This window comes from Azospirillum halopraeferens DSM 3675 (assembly GCF_000429625.1).
GTDB classification, from domain to species: Bacteria; Pseudomonadota; Alphaproteobacteria; order Azospirillales; family Azospirillaceae; genus Azospirillum; species Azospirillum halopraeferens.
This window is the reverse complement of the sequence record NZ_AUCF01000010.1, coordinates 19,200-46,022: the sequence shown is the minus strand read 5'-3', so window position 1 is coordinate 46,022 and position 26,823 is coordinate 19,200. Positions and strand designations below refer to the sequence as shown.

The 26,823-nt window shown below is 71.6% G+C and carries 18 protein-coding genes and 1 riboswitch; of the genes, 11 read left to right on the top strand and 7 right to left on the bottom strand.

The annotated features are described in order from the left end of the window. Positions 1–40 precede the first annotated feature (40 nt). Positions 41–1,861, top strand: a complete 1,821-nt coding sequence (locus G472_RS0110810) for an FHA domain-containing protein (RefSeq protein WP_029008407.1) — start codon at positions 41–43, stop codon at positions 1,859–1,861. A 7-nt stretch (positions 1,862–1,868) separates the two neighbouring features. Here G472_RS0110810 and G472_RS0110805 read toward each other — a convergent pair whose 3' ends face one another. Next, entirely contained in the window at positions 1,869–2,636 is a 768-nt protein-coding gene (locus G472_RS0110805; RefSeq protein ID WP_084536576.1) for an outer membrane protein, read from the bottom strand. Between the two features lie 134 nt (positions 2,637–2,770). Between G472_RS0110805 and G472_RS0110800 the strand changes: the two genes are divergently transcribed. Continuing rightward, positions 2,771–4,102: an ABC1 kinase family protein gene (locus G472_RS0110800; protein WP_425387981.1), complete on the top strand. Its 1,332-nt coding sequence runs from the start codon at positions 2,771–2,773 to the stop codon at positions 4,100–4,102. 34 nt (positions 4,103–4,136) lie between these two features. On the opposite strand, the gene G472_RS0110795 is transcribed toward G472_RS0110800, so the two are convergent. The 5 genes from G472_RS0110795 to G472_RS0110775 form a co-directional block, all read right to left on the bottom strand. Beyond that, positions 4,137–6,548, bottom strand: a complete 2,412-nt coding sequence (locus tag G472_RS0110795; RefSeq protein WP_029008404.1) for a methyl-accepting chemotaxis protein — start codon at positions 6,546–6,548, stop codon at positions 4,137–4,139. Between the two features lie 131 nt (positions 6,549–6,679). Continuing rightward, complete coding sequence (locus tag G472_RS32500) at positions 6,680–7,864, bottom strand: GNAT family N-acetyltransferase (RefSeq protein ID WP_051340678.1); 1,185 nt, start codon at positions 7,862–7,864, stop codon at positions 6,680–6,682. 4 nt (positions 7,865–7,868) lie between these two features. Beyond that, a complete protein-coding gene (locus tag G472_RS0110785; RefSeq protein ID WP_035691981.1) occupies positions 7,869–9,524 on the bottom strand; it encodes an acyl-CoA synthetase in 1,656 nt (551 codons plus the stop codon). A gap of 291 nt (positions 9,525–9,815) precedes the next feature. Beyond that, positions 9,816–13,040, bottom strand: coding sequence for an efflux RND transporter permease subunit (locus tag G472_RS32495; RefSeq protein ID WP_051340677.1), 3,225 nt, complete (start codon positions 13,038–13,040; stop codon positions 9,816–9,818). Continuing rightward, entirely contained in the window at positions 13,037–14,155 is a 1,119-nt protein-coding gene (locus G472_RS0110775; RefSeq protein ID WP_029008402.1) for an efflux RND transporter periplasmic adaptor subunit, read from the bottom strand. Before G472_RS0110775 ends, G472_RS32495 begins: the two co-directional genes overlap by 4 nt. Positions 14,156–14,475: 320 nt before the next feature. Between G472_RS0110775 and G472_RS32490 the strand changes: the two genes are divergently transcribed. Beyond that, a complete protein-coding gene (locus G472_RS32490; RefSeq protein WP_051340676.1) occupies positions 14,476–16,614 on the top strand; it encodes a hybrid sensor histidine kinase/response regulator in 2,139 nt (712 codons plus the stop codon). 87 nt (positions 16,615–16,701) lie between these two features. Here G472_RS32490 and G472_RS0110765 read toward each other — a convergent pair whose 3' ends face one another. Beyond that, entirely contained in the window at positions 16,702–17,085 is a 384-nt protein-coding gene (locus tag G472_RS0110765) for a MarR family winged helix-turn-helix transcriptional regulator (RefSeq protein ID WP_211100176.1), read from the bottom strand. Positions 17,086–17,236: 151 nt separating this feature from the next. Here G472_RS0110765 and G472_RS40560 point away from each other — a divergent pair, with 151 nt between their 5' ends. The 8 genes from G472_RS40560 to G472_RS0110725 all read left to right on the top strand — a co-directional run bounded on the left by G472_RS40560 (position 17,237) and on the right by G472_RS0110725 (position 26,815). Further along, positions 17,237–17,359: a hypothetical protein gene (locus G472_RS40560; protein ID WP_281173331.1), complete on the top strand. Its 123-nt coding sequence runs from the start codon at positions 17,237–17,239 to the stop codon at positions 17,357–17,359. Beyond that, the gene (locus tag G472_RS0110760; protein WP_035691977.1) at positions 17,356–18,495 is read left to right on the top strand and encodes an efflux RND transporter periplasmic adaptor subunit; all 1,140 of its coding nucleotides are present in this window, start codon (positions 17,356–17,358) and stop codon (positions 18,493–18,495) included. Before G472_RS40560 ends, G472_RS0110760 begins: the two co-directional genes overlap by 4 nt. A gap of 9 nt (positions 18,496–18,504) precedes the next feature. After that, positions 18,505–21,567 (top strand): efflux RND transporter permease subunit, encoded by a 3,063-nt coding sequence (locus tag G472_RS0110755; RefSeq protein WP_029008399.1) that lies wholly within the window; start codon positions 18,505–18,507, stop codon positions 21,565–21,567. A 198-nt stretch (positions 21,568–21,765) separates the two neighbouring features. Then, entirely contained in the window at positions 21,766–22,464 is a 699-nt protein-coding gene (gph, locus tag G472_RS0110745) for a phosphoglycolate phosphatase (protein WP_245593455.1), read from the top strand. A 28-nt stretch (positions 22,465–22,492) separates the two neighbouring features. Then, a riboswitch (TPP riboswitch) is annotated at positions 22,493–22,620 on the top strand. 89 nt (positions 22,621–22,709) lie between these two features. After that, positions 22,710–23,789: a LuxE/PaaK family acyltransferase gene (locus tag G472_RS0110740; protein WP_029008397.1), complete on the top strand. Its 1,080-nt coding sequence runs from the start codon at positions 22,710–22,712 to the stop codon at positions 23,787–23,789. Between the two features lie 5 nt (positions 23,790–23,794). Beyond that, complete coding sequence (locus tag G472_RS0110735) at positions 23,795–25,246, top strand: acyl-CoA reductase (RefSeq protein WP_029008396.1); 1,452 nt, start codon at positions 23,795–23,797, stop codon at positions 25,244–25,246. Between the two features lie 19 nt (positions 25,247–25,265). Next, positions 25,266–26,054: an ABC transporter ATP-binding protein gene (locus G472_RS0110730; protein ID WP_051340706.1), complete on the top strand. Its 789-nt coding sequence runs from the start codon at positions 25,266–25,268 to the stop codon at positions 26,052–26,054. Continuing rightward, positions 26,051–26,815, top strand: a complete 765-nt coding sequence (locus G472_RS0110725) for an ABC transporter permease (protein ID WP_029008394.1) — start codon at positions 26,051–26,053, stop codon at positions 26,813–26,815. Before G472_RS0110730 ends, G472_RS0110725 begins: the two co-directional genes overlap by 4 nt. The last annotated feature ends 8 nt before the right edge of the window (positions 26,816–26,823 follow it).

Below are 26,823 nucleotides of genomic sequence, written 5' to 3'. Positions count from 1 at the left end.
GCCGACGTGCGATAGAATCGGGGCGGGATGAGGAGACGCCATGGCCGCGCGCCGCCGGGAACCGACATACGAGGTCGTCGTCGAGCAGGGCGGACGCCCCAACATCGACGGCGTCTACGCCGAGGAACGGCCGGCCATGGAGCGCGCCCGCTATCTGCTGGCGCAGGCGAAATACGGGGTCGTGCGCGTTCTCCGGGTCAACGCGGCCGGGCGCGAGGAAACCGTCTTCGAAAAAGCCTACCGCGGCGGCGGCAAGGTCATCACCATCTCCACCATCGACCGGGCCGCGGTGTGCGGCGACGTCATGGCGGTCTATGGGTTCGAGAGCCGGATGACGCTGCTGCGGCTGTTTCGCGCCTACTGCGACGATCAGGGGACGATCCCGGCGGAACGGCTGCACCACTACTACCCGCTGCGCTATTTCGAGCGCGAGGCGACCCTGTTCAACCCCGGCATCAGCCGGCTTGCGGCGCTCCAGGCGCCGGACCTGGGGGTGACCGCGTCGGAACGGTACGACGCCCTGCTGCGCCTGTTCGCCGCGGTCACGGCGCTGGCCCGGGACAGCACCGATCTGGCGCCCTTCGACCTGGCGCTGCGGCGCCACGGCCTCGGCGCGCTGCTCGCCGACGCCCGGGCCCTGCGCCCGGCGGAGGAACTGGACCGGGTGATCACCCACGCCGTCGCCGCCCTGCTGGAGCCGGCCCGCGACTGGCCCGCCAAGGTGGCGGCCCTGCTGCGCCTGCACGACGGCCGGTCCGGCCCCGAGGCGACCATCCTGGACGAGTTGCTGTGCGAAACCATCGACGGGCGAGAGCCGATCCGCGCCCTGATCGGTTATGCGCCTGATCTGGGTGCCGCCCTCAACAGCCTGGCCGCGACCCTGAGCGGCGAGCTGGACGACCGCCTGCCCCACACGGCGGAGCTGCTGGCCCTGTCCAACGCCGTCGCGTCCGGCGACTTCCCGCAGGTGTGCGACGCGCTGCTGCACCGCATCGCCGGCGGCCTGGACGGGCGCACGCCGCTGACGCGCACCGGCGGCCCGGCGGAAGGCATCGCCTTCCGGATCATCGCGGACCGGCTGGCCGCCGCGGACGGGTACCGCGGCGGGCCCGCCATGGCGGCGGCGCTGACCCGCCGGGCCAAGACGGTCTTCGCGCACGGCGGTGACGATCTGCCGTTCGAGATGGCGGTGCAGCGTCTGGCCGGCTGGCTGGCCTCACCGGCCGCGCGGATCGGCTATATGCTCGACCTCGCCACCAGCCCGTTCGGGCGGCGGCGGATGAGCTGGCTGGTGCAGCAGGTGGCCGGCATCTTTGCCACCGTGCGCACGGCCCGCGACCTTGCACCCGCCGGAGTGACGATGGGCGGCGTGCGCGAGGGGCTGGGCCGGCGCCTGCGGGCGGCCGGCGTGCCGAACCTGCTGACCGAGCAGCTCCTGGCCAAGATCGCCGCCATGACCGTGGACAGCGTCCGCCTGCTTCCGGCGCTGGAACGGACCATCGAGACCATCAACCTGGCCGCCGTTCCGGCCACCACCCGCCGGCTGATGCTGACCATGGACGGCCGCCATCACGCCATTCCCGACGATGGGCCGGAACTGGTGATCGGCCGGTCGCGCGACTGCCAGGTCGTGCTGCCCGTCCCGTCGGCCTCGCGCCACCACGCCGCCGTCGCCCTGCGCGACGACCGCTTCGTGCTGACCGACAGCAGCCGCAACGGCACCCGCGTGGTGCAGGGCGATCGCACCACGCTGCTGACCGATGGCGAGAGCTGTGTCCTGGAGGGGGCGGGGGAGATCGTCATCGGCTCCCCCGACGCCGGCGAGACGCCCGCCCGCATCGCCTGGACGGTGCAGGGCTGAACCGACCTCAGAACGCGTAGCGCAGGCCCGCCTGGATGCCGTGCGCCCGCAGGCGGGCCTCGGTGCCGTCGATGGCCAGCATCCGCAGGGCGCCGGCGCGCAGGCGCGGCGCCTCGCCAGCCTCGGTTTGCAGGCGGCCAAGGTCGGTATAGCGGTAGGCGATGTCCAGGGTCAGCGCCTCCGTCAGGACGATCCCGGTGCCGGCGCTCACCTGCCAGGCGAGCGAACTGTGCCAGCCGCCCGGCGCAATGACGTGCTGGTCCAGCGCGGAGAAGGCCAGGTCCACCTCGTCGGTCCGGTTGTAGGACAGGCCGACACCGGCACCCACATAGGGTTGGAAACGGCCGAGCCCGCCCGGCACCAGGGGCGCCAGGTCGACATAGCCGTTGAGCATCCCGGTCAGCGTGGTGGCGTCGCCTGCGACCGGCTGGTCGCCGGCGACGGGGAAGTTCGCCTGTCCGGAAAAGGTCCAGCCCCGGCGGTAGGTCAGCGTGGCGTCGGCCCGCAACAGCGGGCTGAAGCGGTAGCCGATGCCCACGCCGACGCCGGGGCTGCCGCCGAAGTCGCCGGCGGCCCGGGCGTCGCAGCCATAGAGCGGCACCCGCGTCGGATCGGTGCCGCCACAGTTCCAATCATTGTACTCGGTCGACCGCGACCAATCGTAGGTCAGGTCGGCGCGCAGATAGACGCCGCGGTCCGCCGCCGCCGCGGTGGCCGCCGCCCCCGACACCAGGACCGCCGCGACCGGCCCGATCACCCCCATCCGTGGCAGCATTCCGCAGCACCTCCCCTTTGCTTCGCACACCGCCGGCACCCTGCCCGCCCTGCCCGCCCGCGGTCAAGCACGGGCGGCCGCCCCTGGCCGGGACGCCGCCACGCACCCATTTACCCACCATGTCCGATCGAGAAATGAACACGCTGGGCGGGCGGCTGGCGCGGTACGCGCGGGTCGGCACCGCCGTGGGGGGCTTTGCCGCCCGCGTCGCCGGGGAGCGCGTCCTCGGCATCCGCCCGGAGCGGGAACGCCACGCCGCCGAACTGCGCGCGGCACTCGGCGGGCTGAAGGGCCCGCTGATGAAGGTGGCGCAGATCCTCGCCACCATTCCCGACGCCCTGCCGCGGGAATATGTGGCGGAGCTGTCGCAGCTTCAGGCCGACGCCCCGTCCATGGGCTGGCCCTTCGTCCGGCGCCGCATGACGGCGGAACTGGGGCCGCGCTGGCACACCCTGTTCAAGAGTTTCGAGCACACGGCGGCGGCAGCGGCGTCGCTGGGACAGGTGCACCGGGCGGAGGCTCCGGACGGGAGCCGCCTGGCCTGCAAGCTGCAATACCCCGACATGGCCTCGGCCGTGGAGGCGGACCTGCGGCAGCTCCGCGTGATCTTCGCCATCTTCGAACGCTACGACAGCGCCGTGTCCACCCGCCAGATCCACGCGGAGATCGGCGACCGCCTGCGCGAGGAGCTGGACTACGCGCTGGAGGCCCGCCACGCCGCCCTCTACCGCGCCATGCTGGCGGACACGCCGGGCGTTCACGTGCCGCGCGTGCTGCCGGAGCTGTCGACCCGCCGGCTGCTCACCATGGAATGGCTGGACGGTCGCAAGATCCTGGACTTCGTCGCCGACCATCCGGAGTCCCGCGACGACCTGGCCATGAACATGTTCCGCGCGTGGTACGTGCCCTTCTACTGCTACGGCGTCATCCACGGGGATCCGCACCTGGGCAACTACACGGTCCGCCCCGACCGCTCGGTCAACCTGCTGGACTTCGGCTGCATCCGGGTCTTCCCGCCCGGCTTCGTCAAGGGGGTGATCGACCTCTACAACGCCCTGCGCACCGACGACGAGGAGGCGGCGGTCGCCGCTTACCGCACCTGGGGATTCGCCAACCCGTCGAAGGAGCTGGTGGAGGTGCTGAACATCTGGGCGCGCTTCGTCTACGCCCCCATCATGGACGACCGCGCGCGGCGCATCGAGGAAACCAACGCCGGCCATTACGGCCGCGAGACGGCGGAGCGGGTGCACGCCGAATTGCGCCGGGTGGGCGGGGTGGAGATACCGCGGGAGTTCGTCTTCATGGACCGCGCCGCCATCGGCCTGGGCTCGGTCTTCCTGCACCTGAAGGCGGAGGTGAACTGGTTCCGGCTGTTCCAGGACCTGATCCGCGATTTCGACGCGGATGCCCTGGCCGAACGCCAGCGCGTCGCCCTGACCGCGCACGGGGTGCCGCTGCCGGCGTGATACCGGGCGGCGGCCCCCTCGAGGGCTGCGGCCGTCAGGCCGAGCGCACCTTGTTGAGGAAGCCGCGCACCTCGCCACGCAGCATCTCCGCCTGGCGGGACAGCTCGCGCGAGGCGGACAGCACCGCGTCGGCGGCGCTGCCGGTCTTGCTGGCGGCGGTGGTCACCTCGGTGATGTTGCGCTTCACCTCCTGGGTGCCTTCCGCGGCCTGATGGACGTTGGCGGCGATCTCGCGGGTTGCCGTACCCTGCTGGGTCATCGCCTCGGCGATGCCGGTGACGGTGTTGCTGATGGTGTCGACGGCGTCGGAAATGGTGCGGATGGCCCCCACCGCCCCGCCGGTCGCCGATTGCATCTGCGCCACCTGGCTGGAGATCTCCTCGGTCGCCCGGGCGGTCTGGCCGGCCAAGTTCTTCACCTCCGTGGCGACCACCGCGAATCCCTTGCCCGCCTCGCCGGCGCGCGCCGCCTCGATGGTGGCGTTGAGCGCCAGGAGATTGGTCTGCTCGGCGATCTCGCCGATCAGATCGACGACCTGTCCGATGCGCTGAGCGGCGTCGGCCAGCCCTTCGACGATGCTGTTGGTCTGACGCGCCTTCTCCGCCGCGTCCTGGGCGGCGCGGGAACTGGCGGTGAGCTGGCGGGAGATCTCCGCCACCGACGCCGACAGTTCCTCCGCCGCCGCGGCCACGGTCTGGACGTTGCTGGACGCCTGCTCCGACGCCGACGCCACCGCCTGCGACTTGGCGTTGGTCAGCGCCGCGTCGGACGACATCTCCTGGGCGTCGCGGCCCAGCGTGTCGGCGGAGGCGGACAGGGTCTGCACGACGCCGCTGACCGCCGCCTCGAAGCCGTTGGCGAACTCGTTCATCGCGCGGCGGCGGTCGGCCTCGATCTGCTTGCGCATGCCCTCCCGCTCGTCCTCCATGCGCCGCATCTCCAGGGCGTTGGCCTTGAAGACGCCCAGTGCGTTGGCCATGTGGCGCAGCTCGTCCCGCCGGTCGGTTCCGGGGATGTCGGTGGACAGGTCGCCCTCGGCCAGCCGGTCCATGGCGCGCGTCAGGGCGCGCATGGGCACGGTGATGGCGCGGTCGATAAACCAGGCGAGCACCGCGCCCAGCGCCAGGGCGACGGCGGCGCCGATGGCGATGAACAGGCCGGCGTTGGCCCGCCCCTCCTCCCGCTCGTCGCGCTGCAGGGCGACCAGCCGCGAGACGTCGCCGCTCACCGCCGTGGCCGCCCGGGCCATGGCCGCCGATGCCGCGCGCTGCGCCTCCACGGCGGTGACGAGGGCCGCGAAGCTCTGATCGAAGGCGTCCACCGCGGTGCCGGCGGCGGCAATCAGCTCCTTGCCTTCGGCATCGACCAGCAGTTCGCCGGCCCGGCGGGCCAGGTCGCGGATGTCCGCCACCGCGGACGCGACGGCGGCCCGCGTCTCGTCGCCGCCCCGCAGGCGGTAGTCGCGCTCGCCCAGCATGGCGGCCTGGGCCGCGGTGTTGAGGCGCATGGCCAGACCGCTCAGCAGAACCGCCTCGTTCACCTCTTCGCTGGCAAAGTCGGCCGCCCCCTGAAGGGCGGTGGCGACCGCGATCTGGTTGTCCTGCATGTCGTGGGCGAGGTCCTGCACCTGCACGGCCTGGCGATCGAGGATCAGCATGCGGGCCTGGAAGGTCTCATCGTCCTCACCGGCGGCGTAGACGGCCTGTTCGGCCAGGGTGTCGCGATACGCCTGGACGGCGGCGACGATGTGCTCCGCCAGTTCCTCGTCGTTGGTGCCGACCACCTCCGCGTGCAGCAGCTCCGCGTTGGCCAGCAGTTCGCCCAGACGCTCGTCGGCCGCCGTGATGATCCCGGCGTCGCGCGTGCGCACGAACTCGCCCTGCAGGCGGCGGACCTCCAGCAGATGCTCGATCAGTCGGTCGGCGACGTCGGCGGTGTCGCGGCTGTGACGGGCGGCCAGCGCCGCGTCGTTGAAACTGATCATGTTGTTGTCGTAACGCTCGGTCTGCTGAAGACCGATCTTCTCCGCCACGACCCGCAGCGCCCGCGCGCTTTCGGCCATCGACCGGGTGCGGGCGGCCGCCTCGGTGTCCTGGGCGGCGAACCGGGCGAAGGCATCGCGATAGCCTTCGATGCCCGACAGGATGTCGCCGACCAGCGCGCCGCCCTTGCCCGCCCCGAGCGCCCGGCGCGTTTCCTCCGCTTCCGCGCGCAAGGCGTCGATCAGGCCGGTGACTCCGGTCGCGGGTACCGAGCCGCGCTCACTGACGAACCGGGCCTCTTCGAGACGGACGGCGTTGAGGCGCGCGTCAAGCTCCGCCGTGTGGGCAGCGAACTCCACCCGCTCGGCATAGGTGCGCAAGCTGTTCCACCCGACGAAGGCAACCGCCACCGTCAGCAGCAGAACGGTTGCAAATCCCAGCGCTATGCGCGTCCCGATCGTCATAGTGGCTTCCCCGGCATTCGGCGCATAAACTCTAATACCCATAAATCATAAACGTTAATTTCTCGTTTTACAGATGACGCGACGTCGCATAACCAATGGATCGGCCTTTGCTTATTTTGCGACGCAGCGTCTCAGAAGCGGTCCGGCATCCAGGGACGGGGCCCGGCGAACAGCCGCGCCGCCGTCGCCAGGTCGTCCGCGGTCCCCTCCATGAGGCCCTGGCGGGCCAGCGCCGCCGGCCCGAGGTGCCCGGTGTAGAGCGGCGCCAACGCCGCCACGGACAGCCGGACGCCGCGACCGCCGGTACCGGCGTCCGCCGGGCGGGTCACCGTGCCACGGCCGTTGGCGACGGTGAGGTGGAAACACCCGTGGTTGCAGGCGAACAGCGGGTCGGCCACGGTGATCGTCAGGTCGCCGGTCGCGCCGGGCGGATAGCCGCGCGCCGTCAGCGCCGCCTCCACATCGACCACGCGCAGCAGCCACTCTTCCCAGCCATCGACGGCGGCGCGGGCCTCATGGGCGCCATGGACCAGGGGGTCCTCGGGCCCGCCGACCCACACGATCTCGTCCACCATCGACCGGTAGCCGGCCAGAAAGTCCCGCACCCGACGCAAGGCCGATCCGCTGAGCACGCAATGGTCCACCACCACCAGGCGCCGGCCGGACGGCGGCATCACCGCCACATAGCCGTCGGGAGCGCCCGCCGGCCCGGTAAGGAAGACATCGGCCCGCCCCTCCTCCCCGAAGGGGTGGAGCGCATAGGTCCAGGCCGCCTCGGTGCGCTCCACCAGCCCGTTGCCCTGCGCCGCTTCGCGCCGCCGCAGGCCGGCCAGCACATCCGCGTCGAACGTCTCCATGGGCTGCGGCAATGCGCCGGGGCGACCGGCGGCCAGGCGGTCCGGGGCGATCCGGTAGCGGAACCACGACCCGGAGCGCGCGAAGCCGACCTTGGCGTACAGCGGCTGCGTGGCGGCGTAGAGGACGGCCAGCGCACACCCCGCCCCGTGCGCCTCCTCCAGCACCGCGCGCATCAGCCCGGTGGCCAGTCCGCCGCCGCGCGCCGCCGGATCGACGCTGACGAAGGCCACCGCCCGCGACGGCACCGGCCGGCCGCCGAACCACTGGTTCCACGTCCACACCGCCGCCGACCCGGCCGGCCGGCCGGCACGGCGCAGCACGCGCAGGGTGTCGGCGCCGAACAGGTCGCGCGCCCGCTCGAAACTCTCGCGCGTCAGGCCGAAGGCGTGGCGCGCCAGGTAGGCCACCGCGCCGGCGTCACCGTCGCGGTAAGGCCCGAACTCGGTTTCACCGGACATGGTGCTACAACGCTCTGGCCTGATCGCGCAGCACGAACTTCTGGATCTTGCCGGTCGATGTCTTGGGCAGGGAGGTGAAGACCACCGTCCTCGGGCACTTGAAGTGGGCGAGATGGTCGCGGCACCACCCGATGATCTCCTCCGGCGTCGCGGTCATGCCGTCGCGCAGGGTCACGAAGGCGCAGGGCGTCTCGCCCCATTTCTCGTCCGGACGGGCCACCACGGCCGCCTCCAGCACCGCGGGGTGGCGGTACAGCACGCCCTCCACCTCGATGGTGGAGATGTTCTCGCCTCCGGAGATGATGATGTCCTTGGAGCGGTCCTTCAGCTCGATGTAGCCGTCGGGGTGCATCACGCCGAGGTCGCCGGTGTGGAACCAGCCGCCGGAGAACGCCTCGGCGGTGGCGCGGGGGTTCTTCAGATAGCCCTTCATGACGGTGTTGCCGCGCATGAACACCTCGCCCATGGTGCGGCCGTCGGCCGGGACCTCGGTCATGGTGACCGGGTCCATCACCGCCAGCCCCTCCAGCGTCGGGTAGCTCACGCCCTGGCGGGCCTTCAGACGGGCGCGCTCCTCCGGCGGCTGCGCGTCCCAGTCCTCGTGCCAGGCGCAGACGGTGACCGGGCCGTACACTTCCGTCAGGCCGTAGACGTGGGTGATGGCGAAGCCCATGCGCTCCATCGTCTCGATGACCGCGGCCGGCGGCGCCGCGCCCGCGGTCATCATGCGGATGCCGCGGGGCACCTCCCGCCGCTTGTCCGCGGGCGCGTTGCAGATCAGGCCCATGATGATGGGGGCGCCGCACAGGTGCGTCACCCCGTGGTCGGCCATGGCGTCGTAGATGGGCCCGGCTGCGATCTGGCGCAGGCAGACGTTGGTGCCGGCCATGACCGCCACCGTCCACGGGAAGCACCAGCCGTTGCAGTGGAACATGGGCAACGTCCACAGGTACACGGGGTGGTGGGGCAGCGCCCAGGTCGCCACGTTGCCCAGCGCGTTCAGGTAGGCGCCGCGGTGGTGGTAGACGACGCCCTTGGGATTGCCGGTGGTGCCCGAGGTGTAGTTCAGGGCGATGGCCTGCCACTCGTCCGCCGGCATGGCCCAGTCGTAGGCCGGGTCGCCCTCGGCCAGCAGCGCCTCGTAGGTCAGCGCGCCGATCCGCTCGCCCCCGGCGGCCAGGGGATCGTCGATGTCCACCACCAGGGGCCGGCGCTCGGGGGCCAGCATGCGCACGGCGCGGTGGATGACGCCGGAGAACTCCCGGTCGGTCAGCAGCACCCGCGCCTCGCCATGGTCCAGGATGAAGGCCAGCGCCTCGGCGTCGAGACGGATGTTCAGGGCGTTCAGCACGGCGCCGGCCATGGGCACGCCGAAATGCGCCTCGAACGCCTCGGGAATGTTGGGGGCCATCACCGCCACCGTGTCGCCCGGCCCGACGCCGCGCCGCGCCAGGGCGGAGGCCAGGCGCACGCATCGCTCATAGGTCTGCGCCCAGGTGCGGCGCAGCGCGCCGTGGATCACCGCGATACGCTCCGGATAGACGGCGGCGGTGCGCCGGATGAAGGACAGCGGCGTCAGCGGCACGTGGTTGGCCGCGTTGCGGTCCAGGTCGATCTCGTACGGGTTGTGCGCTGACGGATGGCGCGCTGCGGCGGTCATGCGGTTCTCCCCCCTTCGTCGATCGGCACCCGTTTCGGGCCGTTGGAGGGAGTCTTGCCAGACTTGGCGCGCCGGGGGAAGCCTCGCGCGTTAGGAGGGCGGACGGGCACCCCGCTTGGGGGTGGGGGGGCCGGGGTGCCCGTCCGTCCCTCGACACCGCCGGCAGGGTGCGGCGGTGTGTCCGGGTGTTCCGTTGTTTGGAACGTCTCAAAACTAACCGTCCCGGACCCCGCCGGTCCAATTGGTATTTCCGAAGGTCGTGATCGGTTCGGACGATCACGACCGTCCCCCCTACTCCGCCGCGTCGCGCACGCCGGCATTGTCCTGCGCGCCGTCCGGGCGGCGCCAGGGGCGGTTGCGGGTCCACCAGCGTGCCAGGCGGCGCTGGCGAGCAACGCGCCAGTCGTGCAGGTTGGCCTTCACCATCAGCGCGCAGGGCGTGACCACCAGGGTCAGCACGGTGGCGAAGGCCAGGCCGAAGACGATGGCGCTGGACAGACCGATCCACCATTGGGTCGCCGGGGCGCCGAAGGTGACCTCGCGGGTCAGCAGGTCGATGTTCATGCCGAAGGCCAGCGGCAGCAGACCCAGGACGGTGTTGAAGGCGGTCAGCAGCACCGGGCGCGCGCGCTCCGCCCCGGTGCGCAGGATGGCGTCAAAGACCGTCGGCTCGGTCTGCTTGTACTGATCGAAGGTGTCGATCAGCACGATGTTGTTCTGCACCACCGTGCCGGCCAGGGCGATGACGCCCACCCCGGTCATGACGATGCCGAAGGGCTGGCCGGTGACGATCAGGCCGATGGTGACGCCGATGGTCGACAGGATCACCGACGTCAGGATCAGGAAGGCGGAATAGAAGCTGTTGAACTGGGTGACCAGGATGATCGCCATGATGAACAGCGCGGCGACGAAGGCGCGGCTGAGGAAGGCGGCGCTCTTGGCCTGTTCCTCGTCCTCGCCCTTGAAGACATGGTCGACGCGGGGGTCCGGCGGGTTGGCGGCCAGCCAGGCGCGCAGGGCCCGCACTTTGTCGTCGGCCAGCACGCCGGGGGCGACGTCGGCCTTGACGGTCATGGTGCGCTGGCCGTCGACGCGGTCGATCTGCCCCACCCGCGGCCGCGGCACCCGGTCGACGAAGTTGGCGACCGGAACGGCCCCGGCGCCGGTGTCGATGCGGATGGAGTCGAGCTGATCCATGGAGCGCAGCTCGCGCGGGTAGCGCACGACGATGTCGATCTCGTCGTCGGCGTCGTCGGGCCGGTACTCGGCGATCTTCAGCCCGTTGGTGACCAGGCGCACGGCATCGCCGACGGCCGTGACGTCGAGCCCGAAGCGGGCCGCCTGCGCGCGGTCCACCTCCACCTGCCACTCGATGCCGGGCAGCGGCCGGCTGTCCTCCACGTCGATCAACCCCCCCACCGCCGCCATGCCGGCGCGGACGTGGCGCACCGCGTCGGGCAGCAGGTCGGGATGGCGCGATGACAGGCGCACCTGCACCGGCTTGCCGGTGGGCGGCCCCTCGTCCTGCTTGCGCGGCTCCACCACGATGCCGGCGAGACCGGCGGTGCGGGCGCGGATGTCCTCCAGCACCACGGTAGCGGGGCGGCGCTCCTGCCACTCCTTGAACTCCAGGGTGATCTGGCCGATGACGTCGGCCGGCACGTCGCGCCCGATCGGGGGCTTGCCGGTGCGGCTGTAGACGCTTTCGAAATCGTCCAGGCGCAGGATGTGCGCCTCCACCTCGCGGACCAGGGCGTCCTGTTCGTGGATGGACAGGTTGCCGCGGGCGTGCACCAGCACCGTGGCGTTGGTCGGCTCGATGTCGGGAAAGAACTCCACGCCGTTGCCGTGCAGCGCGTAATAGCCCTGGATTCCCACCAGCAGCAGCGTGGAGCCCAGCAGCACCTTGGCGGGATGGCGCAGCGCGCCGCGCAGCAGCGCCACGTACCAGCCGCCCAGTGGCCGGCGCTCCTCCACCGGGTCGGATTCGTCCGCGGCGAAGTCCGCGCGCAGGCGATTGGCGGGGGCCTGCGGCAGCAGCGGCGCGTTGGCCTTGCCGAACAGCGCACCCAGAACGGGGATGAAGATCAGCGCCATCAGCAGCGCCGCCGTCAGGGTGGCGAACTGGCTGATGGGCAGGAACTTCATGAACTCGCCCACCATCCCCGGCCAGAACAGCAGCGGCGCGAAGGCGGCGAGCTGGGTGGCGGTGGAGGCCAGGATCGGCCATGCCATGCGCCGCGCCGCCAGCCCGTAGGCGCGCCGCTTGTCCATGCCCTCGGCCATCTTGCGGTCGGCGTATTCGGTGACGACGATGGCCCCGTCCACCACATTGCCGGCGGCCAGGATCAGGCCGAAGAGCACGACCACGTTGATGGTGTGGCCCATGCCCGCCAGGACCAGCATGGCCGTCAGGAACGACCCCGGCACCGCCACCACGACCAGCGTCGAGGTGCGCACGCCCAGCGTCGCGACGACGATGATCATGACCAGAAGCACCGTCACCGCCAGGTTGTTCTCCAGGTCGCCCAGCATGTCGCGGATGTCGCGGGAGCGGTCCTGGGAATAGGTGACGATCAGCCCGGCCGGGAAATAGGCGCGCTCCGCCTCCACCACGGCGCGCACCTGCTCGATCGTCTCGATGATGTTCTCACCGGTGCGCTTGGTGATTTCCAGGGCCAGTGCCGGCTTGCCGTCGACGCGGGCGAAGCTCTCCGGGTCCTTGAAGGTGCGGCGCACCTCGGCGACGTCGCGGAACGCCACCACGGCGTCGCCGTTGACCTTGACCGGCATGTCCCGGATGTCGCGCACCGTCTCGAACAGGCCGGGCACCTTCACGGGGAAGCGCCCGGCGCCGGTGTCCAGGTTGCCCGCCGCCACCAGCCGGTTGGAGCGGTTGAAGAGCTGCACCACCGTGGCCGGGTTGATGCCGTAGCTTTCCACCCGCAGGGGATCGATGACGACCTCCACCAGCTCGTCCCGGTCGCCGCCGATCTCCGCCTTCAGCACGGCGGGGATCGTTTCGATGCGGTCCTTCAGGTCGCGGGCGACCGTCAGCAGGGTGCGCTCCGGCACGTCGCCCGACAGGATCACCGCCAGCACCGGAAACAGGGAGAAGTTCACCTCGTTGACCGTGGGTTCGTCGGTGCCGGCCGGCAGCTCCGCCTTCGCCCGGTCGACCCGGTCGCGCACGTCGGACAGGGCCTTGTCGGCGTTGAACCCGGCGTCGAACTCCATGATCACGTTGCCGCCGCCCTGGTAGGCGGTGGAGCGCATCTCCTTCAGCCCCTCGATGGTGCGCAGCTCCTGCTCCATGGGGCGCAGCAGCAGCCGCTCGGAATCCTCCGGCGAGATGCCTTCGTAATGGAGCGAGACGTAGATGATGGGGATGTTGACGTCGGGTGCCGCCTCCTTGGGGATCTCCTTGTAGGCGACCCAGCCGGCGACCAGCAGCAGCACCAGGGTCGCCAGGACGGTGCGGCTGTGGGTCAGGGCCGCACCGATGAGGGCGTTCATGTGGCACCCCCGCCGGCCCCTTCGACCGGCACCACCGGGTTGCCCGCCGCCACGAACTCATGGCCGACGGTGATCAGCACGATGTCGTGCGGCAGGCCGGCCAGCCACACGCCGTCCGGTTCCGTGGCGAGGATCTGCACGGGCAGGAAGCGCACCCGCCGGTCCCCGTCCACCACCTTGACGCCGATCGTGCCGTCGTCGGCCAGGGACAGCACCGACGGGGACACGAAATGGCCCGGCCGTTCGCCCACCGGCAGGCGGAGCTGGGCGGTCAACCCGGCGACGATGCGACGGTCGGGGTTCGGCACCTCCAGCTCCACCCGGAAGGTGCGGGTCGCCGGGTCGGCGACCGCGGCGACGTAGGCGATGGTTCCCTCAGCGTCGCTTCCGCCGCCGCCGGCACCGCCCCCGCCGGCACCGCCGATGATGCGGGCCGTGCCGGAGCCGCCGGCCCGCAGGTTCCCCACCTGCCGCTCCGAGGCGAAGCCGACCACCCGCACGGGGTCAAGGTCGACCACCGTCGCCACGGGGTTGCCGGTGTCCAGGAAATCCCCCAGTTCCACCGGCCGGCGGTCGAGCACGCCGTCGAAGGGCGCCCGGATGACGGTGTTGGCCAGGTCCACCTCGGCCTTGCGCACGGCGGCCTGCGCCGCCTCCAGCGCCGCCGCGGCCTGGGCAAGCTGGATGTCGGTGTTGTGGCCGCGGGTGTTGAGGGAGCGCGCCGCGCGATGCTCGATGCGCCGCTGCTCCAGCAGGGCGCGCGCCTGGTCGAGCTGGGCTTCCCGGTCGTTGACCGCCAGACGCACGAGCACGTCGCCTTGCGTGACCGCGGCGCCGCGGGGCACCGGCACCGCCTCCACCCGACCCCGCACCTCGGCCCGCAACTCGACGGACCGGGACGCCTCGGTGCGGCCCTGGAGCACCACCGTGTCGGTCATCGGCCGGGCGGCCAGGCGGGCGACGCGCACGGCCCGCGCCGCGGGTTCCTCCGGCGCCGGCGCGGCGCCTTCCGGCTCCGGCGCTGCCGGCACGGCGGCGGGGCGGATCTGGCCCGACAGAACCCACGCCACCGCGGCGACGGTGACGAGTCCGGCGATGACCACGGAACGGTTCATGGCGCTTGCTCCAGGTGCGCGGATCGCGACAGGCCGGGGTGACGGCGGCGGGGATGAGCAGTGGTTGGCACCGGATCCGGCGGCGTACGTCGTGCCCGGGTCCGTGCGCGGGCCCGTGCGCACGCGTGGCCCCGCAACCCGTGCGGCGGGGGCCCGGCGATCGGGACGGCACACTAACGGATCGGTGCGGCATATGCCAGAGCGCCGATGTCGCGCCGCACACCGTGACGTTGTCCGGATACTCCCGAATGGCCTAATGACAGGGTGTGACGATCTGGTAGGGTCACCCACCCGCCCATACCATGGATCGCCTCACCGGGATGAGAGAACGCAGCACCTTCGGCGACACCTGGCTGCTTCCGATCGCGTCCCTGCTGGTGCCGCTGATGCTGCTGGCGATGGTGGCGTGGCGCGATTACGACCAGGCGTTCGACCACGCGGAACGGCACGTGGAACGGACCGGCGCGCTGGTCTACGAGCACACCCTGCGCCAGTTCGAGACCTTCCGCTTCTCCGTCGAGGCGGCGGCGGAACGCATCGAAGGGCTGTCCTGGGCACAGATCGCGGCGTCGGAGGAGATTCACCGCTACCTGGCCCGGGTGGACGACGGCTTTTCGCAGGTGGGCAGCGTGTGGCTGTACGCGCCGGACGGCCGGGCCGCCATCAGCAGCCTGCGGTTTCCCGCGGGCAACGTCAGCGCGGCCGACCGCGACTACTTCGTCGCCCTGCGCGACGGCGAGGCGGGCGACGTCTTCATCTCCGCCACCTATCCGGGGCGAACCACCGGCCGGATGGGCTTCAACGTCGCGCGCCGGCACTCCGCGCCGGACGGCAGCTTCAACGGCGTGATCCTGGTGGCGGTCTACATTCAGGAGTTTCGCGCCTTTTTCGAGCGGGTGATCGACGATCCCCGCGACTCGGTGTGGGTGGTGCGTGCGGACGGCACCGTTCTGGCGCTCGACCGTGAGGGACCCCTGGTCACCCTGTCCCCGGACAGCGGTTTCCGCCGTGCCGTCGCGACGGCGCCTGAGGCGGGCATGTTCCGCGCCACGGCGGAGATCGACGGCGTGGAGCGCATCTTCGCCTACCGCAAGCTGTCGGGCTTTCCGGTCTATGTGGTCTATGGCCGCGCGGTGGAGACGGTGCGGGAGCAATGGGCCGGCGGGCTCGCCGTCGACGCCCTGGTGGCGGTGCCGCTCGCCCTGCTGCTGGCGACGGTATCGTGGCTGGTGGTTCGCAAGGCGCGCAGCGAACGCGCCGCCGTCATCCGCTACCGCGAGGAAGAGGCCCGGCGGCGCCGCGCCGAGGAGTTGCTGGAAAAGGTGCAGCGGCTGGAGATGCTGGGGCAGATCGCCGGCGGCATCGCCCACGACTTCAACAACCTGCTGATGGTGATCACCAGCAACCTCTACCTGGCCCAGGCGCGCGCCGCCAAGGGGGCGGAGGGTGCCGGTCCGTTCATCGACACCGCCATGCAGGCGGCCTATCGCGGCGGCCAGCTCACCCAGCAGCTCCTCACCTTCTCGCGCCAGCAGACCCTGAAGCCGGAGGCGATCGACCTTCCCGCCAGCCTGAACGCCATGGTCGATGGCATGCTCAAGCGCTCCCTGCGCGGCGACATCGAGGTTCGCACCGACCTGCCGCCGGACACCTGGCCGATCGAGGCGGACCGCGCCCAGCTCGAACTGGCCGTGCTCAACCTGGCGGTGAATGCGCGCGACGCCATGCCGGGCGGCGGCCGGCTGACGGTGCGCGCCGCGAACGTCCGCCCGGACGGCGGCCCCGACGCACCGGCCGGTTTGCGGGGAGACTTCGTCGCCCTGTCCGTCGTCGATACCGGCTGCGGCATCGACCCGGCGGTGCGCGACCGTGTCTTCGACCCGTTCTTCACCACCAAGGAGGTGGGCAAGGGCACCGGGCTGGGGCTGAGCCAGGTGTTCGGCTTCGCCTCGCAATCCGGCGGCATGGTGACCCTGGACAGCACGGTCGGCCAGGGCACCACGGTCACCCTGTACCTGCCGCGTGCCACCGGCACCGTCGCGGGCACCACCGGCTCCGGCCCGGCCCGTCTGCCCGATGGTTGCGGGCGCCGCATCCTGCTGGTGGAGGACAGCCCGGAGATCGGTCGGACCACCACGACGCTGCTGGAAGGCTTCGGCTACACCGTCACCCTGGTGGACAACGCCCGTGCGGCGCTGGACACCCTGGCGTCGGGCCGGGCTTTCGACCTGGTGCTGTCCGACATCGTCATGCCCGGCGATCTCAACGGCCTCGATCTGGCGCGCACGGTGCGCGATCGCTACGCCGGCCTGCCGATCATGCTGACCACCGGCTATTCCACCGCCGCCACGGCCGCGGTGGAGGACGGGTTCGTCCTGCTCCACAAACCCTACCGCCCGGAGGCCCTGGCCGAAGCCATCAGCGACCTGCTGAAGGCCGCCGCACCGGGAACCGCTTAGCAGTACAGCCGGCCCGACCGGGACACCGGTCCCGCTCAGATCTCCGATTCCGCTGCCGGATCTGCCCCGCAACCGATCGGCAACCCGTCAGCCCTGCCGGTTGCCGATCAGACGCCGAAGAAGATCCTCGAGACGCTGCCGATCCGCGGCATCGAGCCGTTCGATGATCGGGGCCAGAGCCCCTTGCCCCTCGGCGCGCAGCCGCGCGACCAGTTCGACCCCTTCGCGCGTCAGGAAGACGTCGGTCGCCCGGCCGTCCTCTGCGTTCGGCGCCCGGGCAACCAGCCCGCGCTTTTCCGCCCGTGCGATCAGCCCCGACATCGTCTGCTTCTCCAGCCCGAGATGGTTGGCAAGCTCGGTCATGCGCGGACGGCGGTCCCACAGGATGCCCAGGACCCGCATCAGCGACAATGAGAGGTCGTGCTCGGCGCCGATCCGGTTGATGACGGCCGTCGTCACGAAGGCGGTCATCACCAGGGCATCGACCAACCCTTCGCCGGGCGCGGGGGACGTGTCGTCTTGCATCGGCATCGCAGCTCCATCTTGACATGGTTCGTATTAAGTACTAAATCAGGTTCGTAATGCGAACTTAATCGACCGTGTGCCCGGAAGGGAAGGCTCCGTGAACGCTGCCGTCTTCACCGCTTTCGATCCACCGCCGCAGTGTGGCGCATTGGCCGATCCGATGCCGTCGTCGCCGGACGAGATGCCGGCGACCGGCGTCGTTGAACAAGGTGTGGCATGACCCTTCGCCGTGTCGTTCCGGTCGCCCTTGTCGGGCTGGCCGTCCTGCTGGCCGCCCTGATAGCCGTCGGCGCCGCATGGCCGGCGCTCGTGCCTGACGCCGCCCCTTCCGAACCACCCGCCGCCGTCCCGCCGGCCCTGACGGTCAGGCTGACCGCCGCAGCGCCCGAGCACTGGCCCGAGACCCTGCCGGCGGTCGGCAGCATCGCCGCCTGGCAGGAGGTCGTCATCGGCGCCGAGATCGGCGGGCTGCGCCTGTCGCGGCTCCTGGTCGAGGCCGGTGACCGGGTAACGAAGGGGCAGCTTCTGGCGCGGATCGCCACGGGCACGCTGGAGGCCGAACTGAACGCCAGCCGCGCGGCCCTTCGGGAAGCCGAGATTGCCGCCGCCGAAGCGGGCCGTGCGGCCGAACGCGCCCGGGCCTTGCAGCGGCGCGAAGCCCTGGCGACCCGCGCCTTCGAGCAGGCCGTCGCAGAGGCTGACATGGCCGAGGCGCGGCTCGGGGCCGCGCGCGCGCGGGTGGAGGCCGACCGGTTGCGGCTGGGGTTCACCGAGGTGCACGCGCCGGATGACGGCGTGATCAGCGCCGTGGCCGCCGTGGAAGGGGCGCTCGTCCACGCGGGGCAGGAGATCCTGCGCCTTCAACGCCGGGGCCGGCTGGAATGGCGGGCCGAACTGCCGGGGCCCGATCTGGCCAGGCTGGCGCCCGGCCGGTCCGTCCGTCTCGCCCTCGACGGCCACCGGGCGGTCGACGGCCGCGTGCGCCGGGTCTCACCCGGGGTCGATCCGCTGACGCGCAGCGGCATCGTGCATGTCGATCTCGAACCTTCCGGCCTGCTGCGCGCGGGCCTCTTCGCCCGCGGTGACATCCTGTTGGACGCGCGCGAGGTCCTGACACTGCCGGACACCGCCGTCCTGCTGCGCGACGGATTCAGCCATGTCTTCCTCATCGAGGACGGCAGGGCGCGGCAACGGAAGGTGACGGCCGGCGCGCGGCGCGGCGGCCGGGTCGAGATCCGGGCGGGGCTGGACGCCGGCACGCCGGTCGTCGAATCCGGCGTGGGCTTTCTCTCGGACGGTCTGCCGGTGCGCGTCGTTCCGGCCGGGAGCGGCGCGTCCGCCCCGGCCACGCGGTAGGGGAATACCATGAACGTTTCCGCCTGGTCGATCCGCAACCCGGTTCCGGCCGTTCTGCTGTTCGTCATGCTCACACTCGCGGGCCTTTTCGCGTTCCGCACCGCCAAGGTGCAGAACTTTCCGGACGTGGACCTGCCCATGATCACGGTCATGGCCAGCGTGCCGGGCATGGCCGCGGCGCAGATGGAAACCGAGGTGGCGCTCAGGCTCGAAAACGCCATGGCCACGATGAAGGGCCTGCGGCATCTGCACACCGTGGTGCAGGACGGGATGGTCACGGTATCGGCCGAGTTCCGGCTGGAAACATCGCCGCAGGAAGCCCTGGACGACACCCGCGCCGCCGTGGCCCGCGTGCGGGGCGACCTGCCTGCCGCACTCCGCGATCCCGTCATCCGCAAGATCGAGTTCAAGAACGATCCGATCCTGACCTACACGGTGGCCTCCGTGCGCCGCGACGAAGAGGCTCTGTCCTGGCTGGTGGACGACCGGATCACCCGGCGCCTGCTGGCCGTGCCCGGCGTCGGCGCGGTGACGCGCGTGGGGGGCGTGACGCGCGAGGTGCGGGTGGAGCTAGACCCCGACCGGCTCATCGCCCTGCGCCTGAGCGCCGCCGATATCTCGCGCCGGCTCGCCCGGGTGCAGCTCGAAGCTCCGGGCGGGCGGGCCAGACTGGGCGGCGGCGAACAGACCCTGCGCACGGTGGCCGGGGCGGCCTCGGCGGAAGAGCTGGCAGCGATGGACATCCCGCTGCCCGATGGCCGCGTGATCCGCCTCGACCGGATCGCCACCGTCGCCGACACCGGGGCCGAGCGCCGCAGCGGCGCCTTCCTGGACGGCCGGCCCGTGGTCGGCTTCGAGATCCTGCGCACCACCGGCGCCGGCGACATCGACGTCGCGCAGGGCGTCCGCACGGCCGTTGCCGAGTTGCGTCAGGAACACCCGGACATCGAGATTGTCGAGGCATTCAACGCCGTCGACCCGGTGGTGGAGACCTTCGAAGGCAGCATGTCGCTGCTGATCGAAGGTGCCGTGCTCGCGGTCGTCGTGGTGGGGCTTTTCCTGCGCGACCTGCGCGCCACGCTCATCGCTGCGGTGGCCCTGCCGCTGTCGATCCTGCCCACCTTCCTGTTCATGCAGTGGCTGGGCTTCACGCTGAACATCATCACCCTTTTGTCGCTGTCGCTGGTGGTGGGCATCCTGGTGGACGATGCCATCGTCGAGATCGAGAACATCGTGCGCCACATGGGACAGGGTAAGCCTCCCCCGGTTGCCGCGCGCGAGGCGGCCGACGAGATCGGCCTGGCGGTCATCGCCACCACCTTCACCCTGATCGCCGTCTTCCTGCCGACGGCCTTCATGCCGGGGCTTGCGGGAAAGTTCTTCGTGCAGTTCGGCTGGACCTCGTCCATCGCCGTGTTCTTCTCGCTGGTCGTGGCGCGGATGCTGACGCCGATGATGGCCGCCCACCTGCTGAAGCCGCCCGCCCGGCCGCACGCCGAACCGTTCTGGATGCCGGCCTATCTGAAGGCGGCGCGCTGCGCCTTCACGCACAAGGGTGCGACGCTGGCGATCGTCGGGCTGTTCGGTCTGGCCAGCGCCATGCCGCTGCTGTCGGGCGCGATCAAGGGCGATTTCATGCCGGCCGGCGACCTGAGCCGCATCCGCATCACCGTCGAACTGCCGCCGGGCAGCACCTACGGCCGGACGCTTGCGACCGCCGAAGAGGTGCGGCGCGCCGTGGCGGGGCATCCGCAGGTCACAAGCGTCTTCACCGCCATCGGCAGCGGCGGCGCCTCCGACAACCCCGTCGGCGGGGTCGCCGAGGCACGGATGGCGACCCTGACGGTCAACCTGACGCCACGCAAGGACCGCCCCGGCCTGACCCGGCAGGACATCGAGCGCGACATGCGCGACAGCCTGCGCGATGTGGCCGGCGCCCGCATCACGCTGGTGGCCGGCGAAGCCTATTCGCTGGTGCTTTCGGGCGAGGACCGGGAGCTTCTGGCCGGGCATGCCGCCGCGGTCGAGCAGGCGTTGCGCGGTCTGCACGGCATCGGCCAGGTGATCAGCAGCCTGAACCTGCAACGGCCCGAGCTGATCCTGCGCCCGGATACCGCGCGCGCCGCGGATCTGGGGGTCAGCACCGAGGCCATCGCCGAGACGATCCGGGTGGCCACCCGGGGCGATTACGATCAGTTCCTGCCGAAGCTGAACCTCGGACAGCGCCAGGTGCCGGTGGTCGTCCGCCTGCCCGAGGCGGCCGCGGCCGACCCGGACCTGCTGCGTCAGCTCGCCGTGCCGGGTGCGCGCGGCCCGGTGCCTTTGGGCGACGTGGCGGAGATCGAGATCGTCAGCGGCCCCGCGCAGATCAACCGCCTGGACCGCCTGCGCAACGTGACCTTCGAAATCGACCTCAACGGCCGGGCGCTGGGCGACGTGCAGGCGCGCGTCGCGGCACTGCCCGCTCTGAGGCATCTGCCGCCGGGCCTGACGAAAAGCGAGATCGGCCCCGCGGAAACCTCGAACGAACTCGGCCACGGGTTCCAACTGGCCATGGGCACGGGCATCGCCTGCATCTACATCGTTCTGGTGCTGCTGTTCCGCGCCTGGGCGCAGCCGGTGACGATCCTCGGGGCGCTGGTGCTGTCGATCCCGGGAGCCCTGCTGGCGCTGTTCGTGACCGGCACCCATCTCAGCATGCCGGCGATGATCGGGATGATCATGCTGATGGGCATCGCCACCAAGAACTCGATCCTGCTGGTGGAGTACGCCATCGTCGCGCAGCGCGAGCACGGCCTGTCCAGGCTGGAGGCGCTGCTCGACGCCTGCCGCAAGCGTGCCCGGCCCATCATCATGACGACCCTGGCCATGGGCGCCGGGATGCTGCCCGTCGCGCTCGGCTTCGGCGCTGACCCCGGCTTCCGCGCTCCCATGGCCATCGTCGTGATCGGCGGCCTGATCACCTCGACCTTTCTGAGCCTTCTGGTGATCCCCGTGCTGTACGCACTGGTCGACGACGTCGTCCACGTCGTTGCGCCGGGGCGATGGGCGGCGGGGGCACGGGCCCGCTGACCGCCGGCGATGACGCCACCGGCAGCGAGCCGGGCGCCCCCATCGGAGACGCCGCCCCCAACCGATAAGGACCGACTATGATACCGCATCCGATCATAAACCGGGGTTTATAGACCGTATAGAAACCTTCTGTTTCCCTTGATGGCCGGGGCGGCCCATAGTGCCACCGTCACCCCCGCCGACCGGGAAAGGAACGCCATGATGGACCGGGAACAGCCGGAACCTGTGATCGCCGCCGTCGTCTTCGACCTGGACGGCACGCTGGTTGACAGCGCGCCCGACATCCGCCGCGCCGTCAACACGGTGCTGGAGGAGCTGGAGCGCCCGCCGCTGGACCTGCCGACGGTCACCCGCTTCATCGGCGACGGGGCGGCCCGGCTGGTGGAGCGGGCCCTGGAGGCGACCGGCGGCATCCCCGGCGGCGACGCCGGTCCGCATGTGCGCCGCTTCATCGCCCTGTACGAGGCCGACCCCGGCGCCACCACCGCGCTGTTCCCCGGCGCCGCCGCGACCCTGGAGAAGCTGGAGGCGCGCGGGCTGCGCCTGGCGGTGTGCACCAACAAGCCGCTGACGGCGACGCGCCGCCTGCTGGCCGACCTGGGGATCGCCCACCGGTTCGCCGCGGTGGCGGGGGGCGACAGCTATCCCACCCGCAAACCGGCGCCCGAACCGCTGCTGGGCGTCCTGTCCGACCTGGATGTACCGCCCGGCGACGCCCTGTACGTGGGCGACAACGAGCACGACGTGGCCTGCGCCCGCGCCGCCGGGGTGCGCCGGGTGTACCTGATGCGCCACGGCTACGCCCGCGTGCCCCTGGAGGAATTGCCCCACGACGGCATCCTCGACGGCTTCGCCGACCTCGCGGCGCGGCTGGACCGGGCGTCCGCCGTTCCTTGACACACCGCATACCGCATCCCTACACTTCCCCCGTTCCCAGGGGAGCCTCGATAGGAGGCTGAGACTCCGCCGGTCCGGTGTGCGCACCGGGCGACGCGGTGACCCTCAGAACCTGATCCGGGTCATGCCGGCGTAGGGATGCGGGACGATGGGGCGCCGGGCGCGCCCGTTTTCTCATCGCCGTGCCGCCGCCGCATCTCCCGGATCCGTTTGGTGCATTCGGTATCCGGAAGGATGTTGGTGTCGTGACGCACGCGCAGATCGTCGAGGAGCTGCTGGCCTTCCTCGCCCTGGACGATGCCGACGAGGCGGCGTTCGGGACCATGGCGCTCAGGCTGTTCGCCTACCAGTTCGAACACAACGCGGCCTACCGCCGCGTCGCCATGCAGCGCGGGCGCACGCCGCGCACCGTGCGCTCGTGGCAGGCCATCCCCGCGGTGCCCATCGCCGCCTTCAAGGAACTGACCCTGAGCTGCCGCCCGCCCGAGGAGGCGGAGCGGGTGTTCATGACCAGCGGCACCACCCGCGCCGGCGTGCGCGGCGCCTGCTATCACCCCACCATGGCGGTGTGGGAACGCTCCATGACGCGCACCTTCCGCCACCGTTTCATGGGCGGGGACGCGCGGCTGCCCATGGCCATCCTGTTCCCCGACGCCGCCGCCATGCCCAACTCCTCGCTCGCCCACTATCTGGCCGTCGCGGTGCGGGAGTTCGGCGCGGCGGACAGCCGGCACCTGGTGGACGGCTCGGGGCTCGACGTCGACGGGCTGGTGACGATGCTGGAGACGGCCGCGGCGGCGGGGCGGCCCCTGGCGCTGCTGGGGGCCAGCTTCAGCTTCGTCCACGCCATGGACGCGCTGGCGGAGCGCGGGTGCCGCGTCGCCCTGCCCGAGGGCAGCCGCATCCTGGACACCGGCGGCTTCAAGGGCCAGTCGCGGACCATGGAGGCCGATGCCTTCTACGACCGCCTGTCCGCCACCTTCGGCGTGCCCCGCCGGCGCTGCATCAACATGTACGGCATGACGGAGCTGAGCAGCCAGTTCTACGACGACGGCAACGAATCCTGCCCCTCGGTCAAGTCCGGCCCCCATTGGGTGCGCACCCGCGTCATTGATCCGCTGAGCGGGGCGGAGATGCCCGTCGGCACCCCCGGCGTGCTGGTGCACCACGATCTGGCCCACTTCAACAACGTGTCCGCCATCCTGACCGAGGATGCCGGGGTGGCAGTGGCGGGCGGGTTCCTGCTGCTCGGCCGCGCCGACGGGGCGGAGGCGAAAGGGTGCTCCATGGCGGTCGCGGAGTTCCTGGCGGCGGCGCAGGGGTGAGGCCGGTGCGCGAGGTCGCGGGATACCTGCCGGGTCTCGACCCGGACAGCGTGGCGTGGCGGACGCTGGCCTTCGGCCGCGGCGGCACGGACCTGGAGGTGGCCGTGCCCGAGCTGACGCCGGCGCAGGTCGCGGCCCTGGCGGAGCGCGTGCGCGCACACGCTCGCAGCGTGCTGAAGACCATGCCGGTGGCCGAGGTGGTCACGGCGGTGGACGCCGCGGTGGCCCGCCTGCTGGACCGCGACGACCCGTGGCGCCGCCGGGCCGAACGGCTGCTGCCGCTGGTCACCGGCTACGACGCGGAGATGGTCCGCCACGGACTGACGTCGTATCTGAAGACCTTCCGCAAGCCGGAGTTGCTGCGCTTCCTGGCCGAGGACTTCGCCAACCCCGGCGTGCTCGACGATTTCCAGCCCGTGCCCAAGGGCGGCTTCGCCCGCGCCTTCGGCCCCGACCTGCTGCTGCACGTGTGGGCCGGCAACGTGCCGGGCCTGCCGCTGTGGAGTCTGGTGTGCGGCCTGCTGGTCAAGGCCGGCGGCGTCGGCAAGGTGCCCAGCGCCGAGCCCCTGTTCGCCGGCTGGTTCGCCCGCCTGCTGGCGGAGGTGGAGCCGCGGCTGGCCGGCTGCCTGGCGGTGGTCTGGTGGAAGGGCGGCGACGCGGAGCGCGAGGCGGAATGGCTGCGCCGCGCCGACACGGTGCTGGCCTACGGCTCCACCGCATCCCTGGAGGCGCTGCGCGCCCGGGTGCCGGTGACCACCCGCTTCCTGCCCTACGGCCACAAGATCAGCTTTGCCCTGGTGTCGCACGCCGCGCTGGACCCGCACACGGTGCGGGCGACGGCCAGGGGTGTCGCCCACGACGTCGCCCGCTGGGACCAGCAGGGCTGCTACTCCCCCCATGTGGTCTATGTGGAGCGCGGCGGCGGCGTGGACCCGCGGGGATTCGCCCGCCATCTGGCCCACGAGCTGGCCTGCCAGGCCATCCGCTTTCCCCGCCGCGCCCTCGACCCGGGGGACGCCGGCGGCGTCGCCGCCTGGCGCCACGCGGAGGAGATGCAAGGCGTCGCCGATCCCGCGCGGGAGCTGCTGGCCGACCCCGCCGGCGCCTGGGCCGTCGCCTACGCCGACCGGCCGCAGCCGCTGGCCCCCTGCGGCCTCAACCGCACGGTCACGGTGGTCGCCGTCGACCGGCTGGACGACGCCCTGCCCTGCGTGGCGCCGTTCCGCCCGCTGCTTCAGACCGCCGCCGTGGCCGCGCCGCCGCGCGAGTTGTTCCGGATCGCCGGCCTGCTCGGCGCGGCGGGGGTGACGCGGGTGTGCGCGCCCGGCGCCATGGCCGCGCCGGAGGCGGGATGGCACCACGACGGCCGGTTCAACCTGTCGGATCTGGTGGCCATGGCCGAGATCGACCGCGGCGCCGAACTGGCCGCCGATGCCCTGGCGCCCTACAGGGATTGAGGAGGGACCGGTGGCCACCATGCGCACTGCCGCTCTGCGACGTCCGCCGGCCGCGGGGCCCCACGCCCCGGGGTTCGTCACGCTGGAGGGAGCCCGCTACACCTATGACCGGGAGGTCATCGTCGACGGCGTGGACTGGCGCATCGCCCATGGCGCCTTCCATTGCCTGGTGGGGCGCAGCGGCTGCGGCAAGACCACGCTGCTCAAGCTGGCGGCCGGCCTGCTGGCGCCGACCGACGGGCGGGTGCTGATCGACGGCGCGGCGGTGCGGGAGCCGAGCGGGCGCGTCGGCTTCGTCTTCCAGGCGCCGACGCTGCTGGAGTGGCTGAGCGCGCTGGACAACGTGCTGCTGCCGGTGTCGCTGAAGCGGCGCCCCGGGCCGGACGACCGGGCGGCGGCGCTGGAACTGCTGGATCTCGTGGGGCTCGGCGGGCTGGAGGGGCGCCGACCGGGGGAGCTGTCGGGGGGCCAGCAGAGCCGCGTCGCCATCGCCCGCGCCCTGGCGGGAGAGCCCGCGGTGCTGCTGCTGGACGAGCCCTTCGCGGCGCTGGACGCCCTGACGCGGGAGGACCTGCAACAAGACCTGCTGCGCCTGTGCGCGCTGCGCCGCACCACCGTTCTGTTCGTGACCCACGACATCGCGGAGGCGGTGTTCCTGGCCGACCGGGTGGCGGTGATGGAGGCCGGGCGCATCCGCCACACCCTGGACATCCCCCTGCCCCGCCCGCGCGGGCGCGATCTGCGCTACGGCGCCGACTTCAACGCGCTGTGCCGCGACCTGCGCGCCGCCATGGACGGTGCGCCATGAACGGACACGCAATGAGGGCGCGCGCCGGGTCCTGGCTGCTGCTGGCGGTGCTGCTGGGGGGGTGGGAGGCGTACTGCCGCCTGTCCGGCGTGTCGGCGCTGGTGGTGCCCGCGCCGTCGGCGGTGCTGGAGACGCTGGTGTCGGAGCTGGCCACCGGCCGGCTGTGGCCGCACATCCGCGTCACCGCCACGGAGATGCTGCTGGGCCTGGCGCTCGGCTGCTCCGTCGGGTTCCTGGCCGGGGTGGTGCTGGGGGAGGTGGAGGGCTTGCGCCGCCTGCTCTACCCCTACGTCATCGCCAGCCAGGTGGTGCCGAAGCTGGCGCTGGCGCCGCTGTTCCTGATCTGGTTCGGCTTCGGCATGACCTCCGTCGTGGTCATCACCGCGCTGATCTGCTTCTTCCCCCTGCTGGAGAACACCATGACCGCCCTGCGGCAGGTCGATCCGGCCAAGCTGGAGCTGTTCCGCATGCTGCGGGCGACCCGCCTGCAGACGCTGGTGCGGCTGAAGATCCCCGCGGGGCTGCCGGTCATCCTGGCCGGCGTGCGCGTGGCGGTGGTGCTGGCGCTGGTGGGCGCCGTGGTCGGCGAGTTCATCGGCGGCCGCCAGGGGCTGGGCGCCTCGATCATCGCCGCCCAGGGGATGATGGACTCCACGTTGATGTTCGCCCTGTTCGCCGTCATCACGGCGCTGGGCCTGATCGTCTATCAGGCGACGGTCCACCTGGAACGGTGGCTGCTGCGCCGTCTGTCGAAAGGATGAGAGACCCC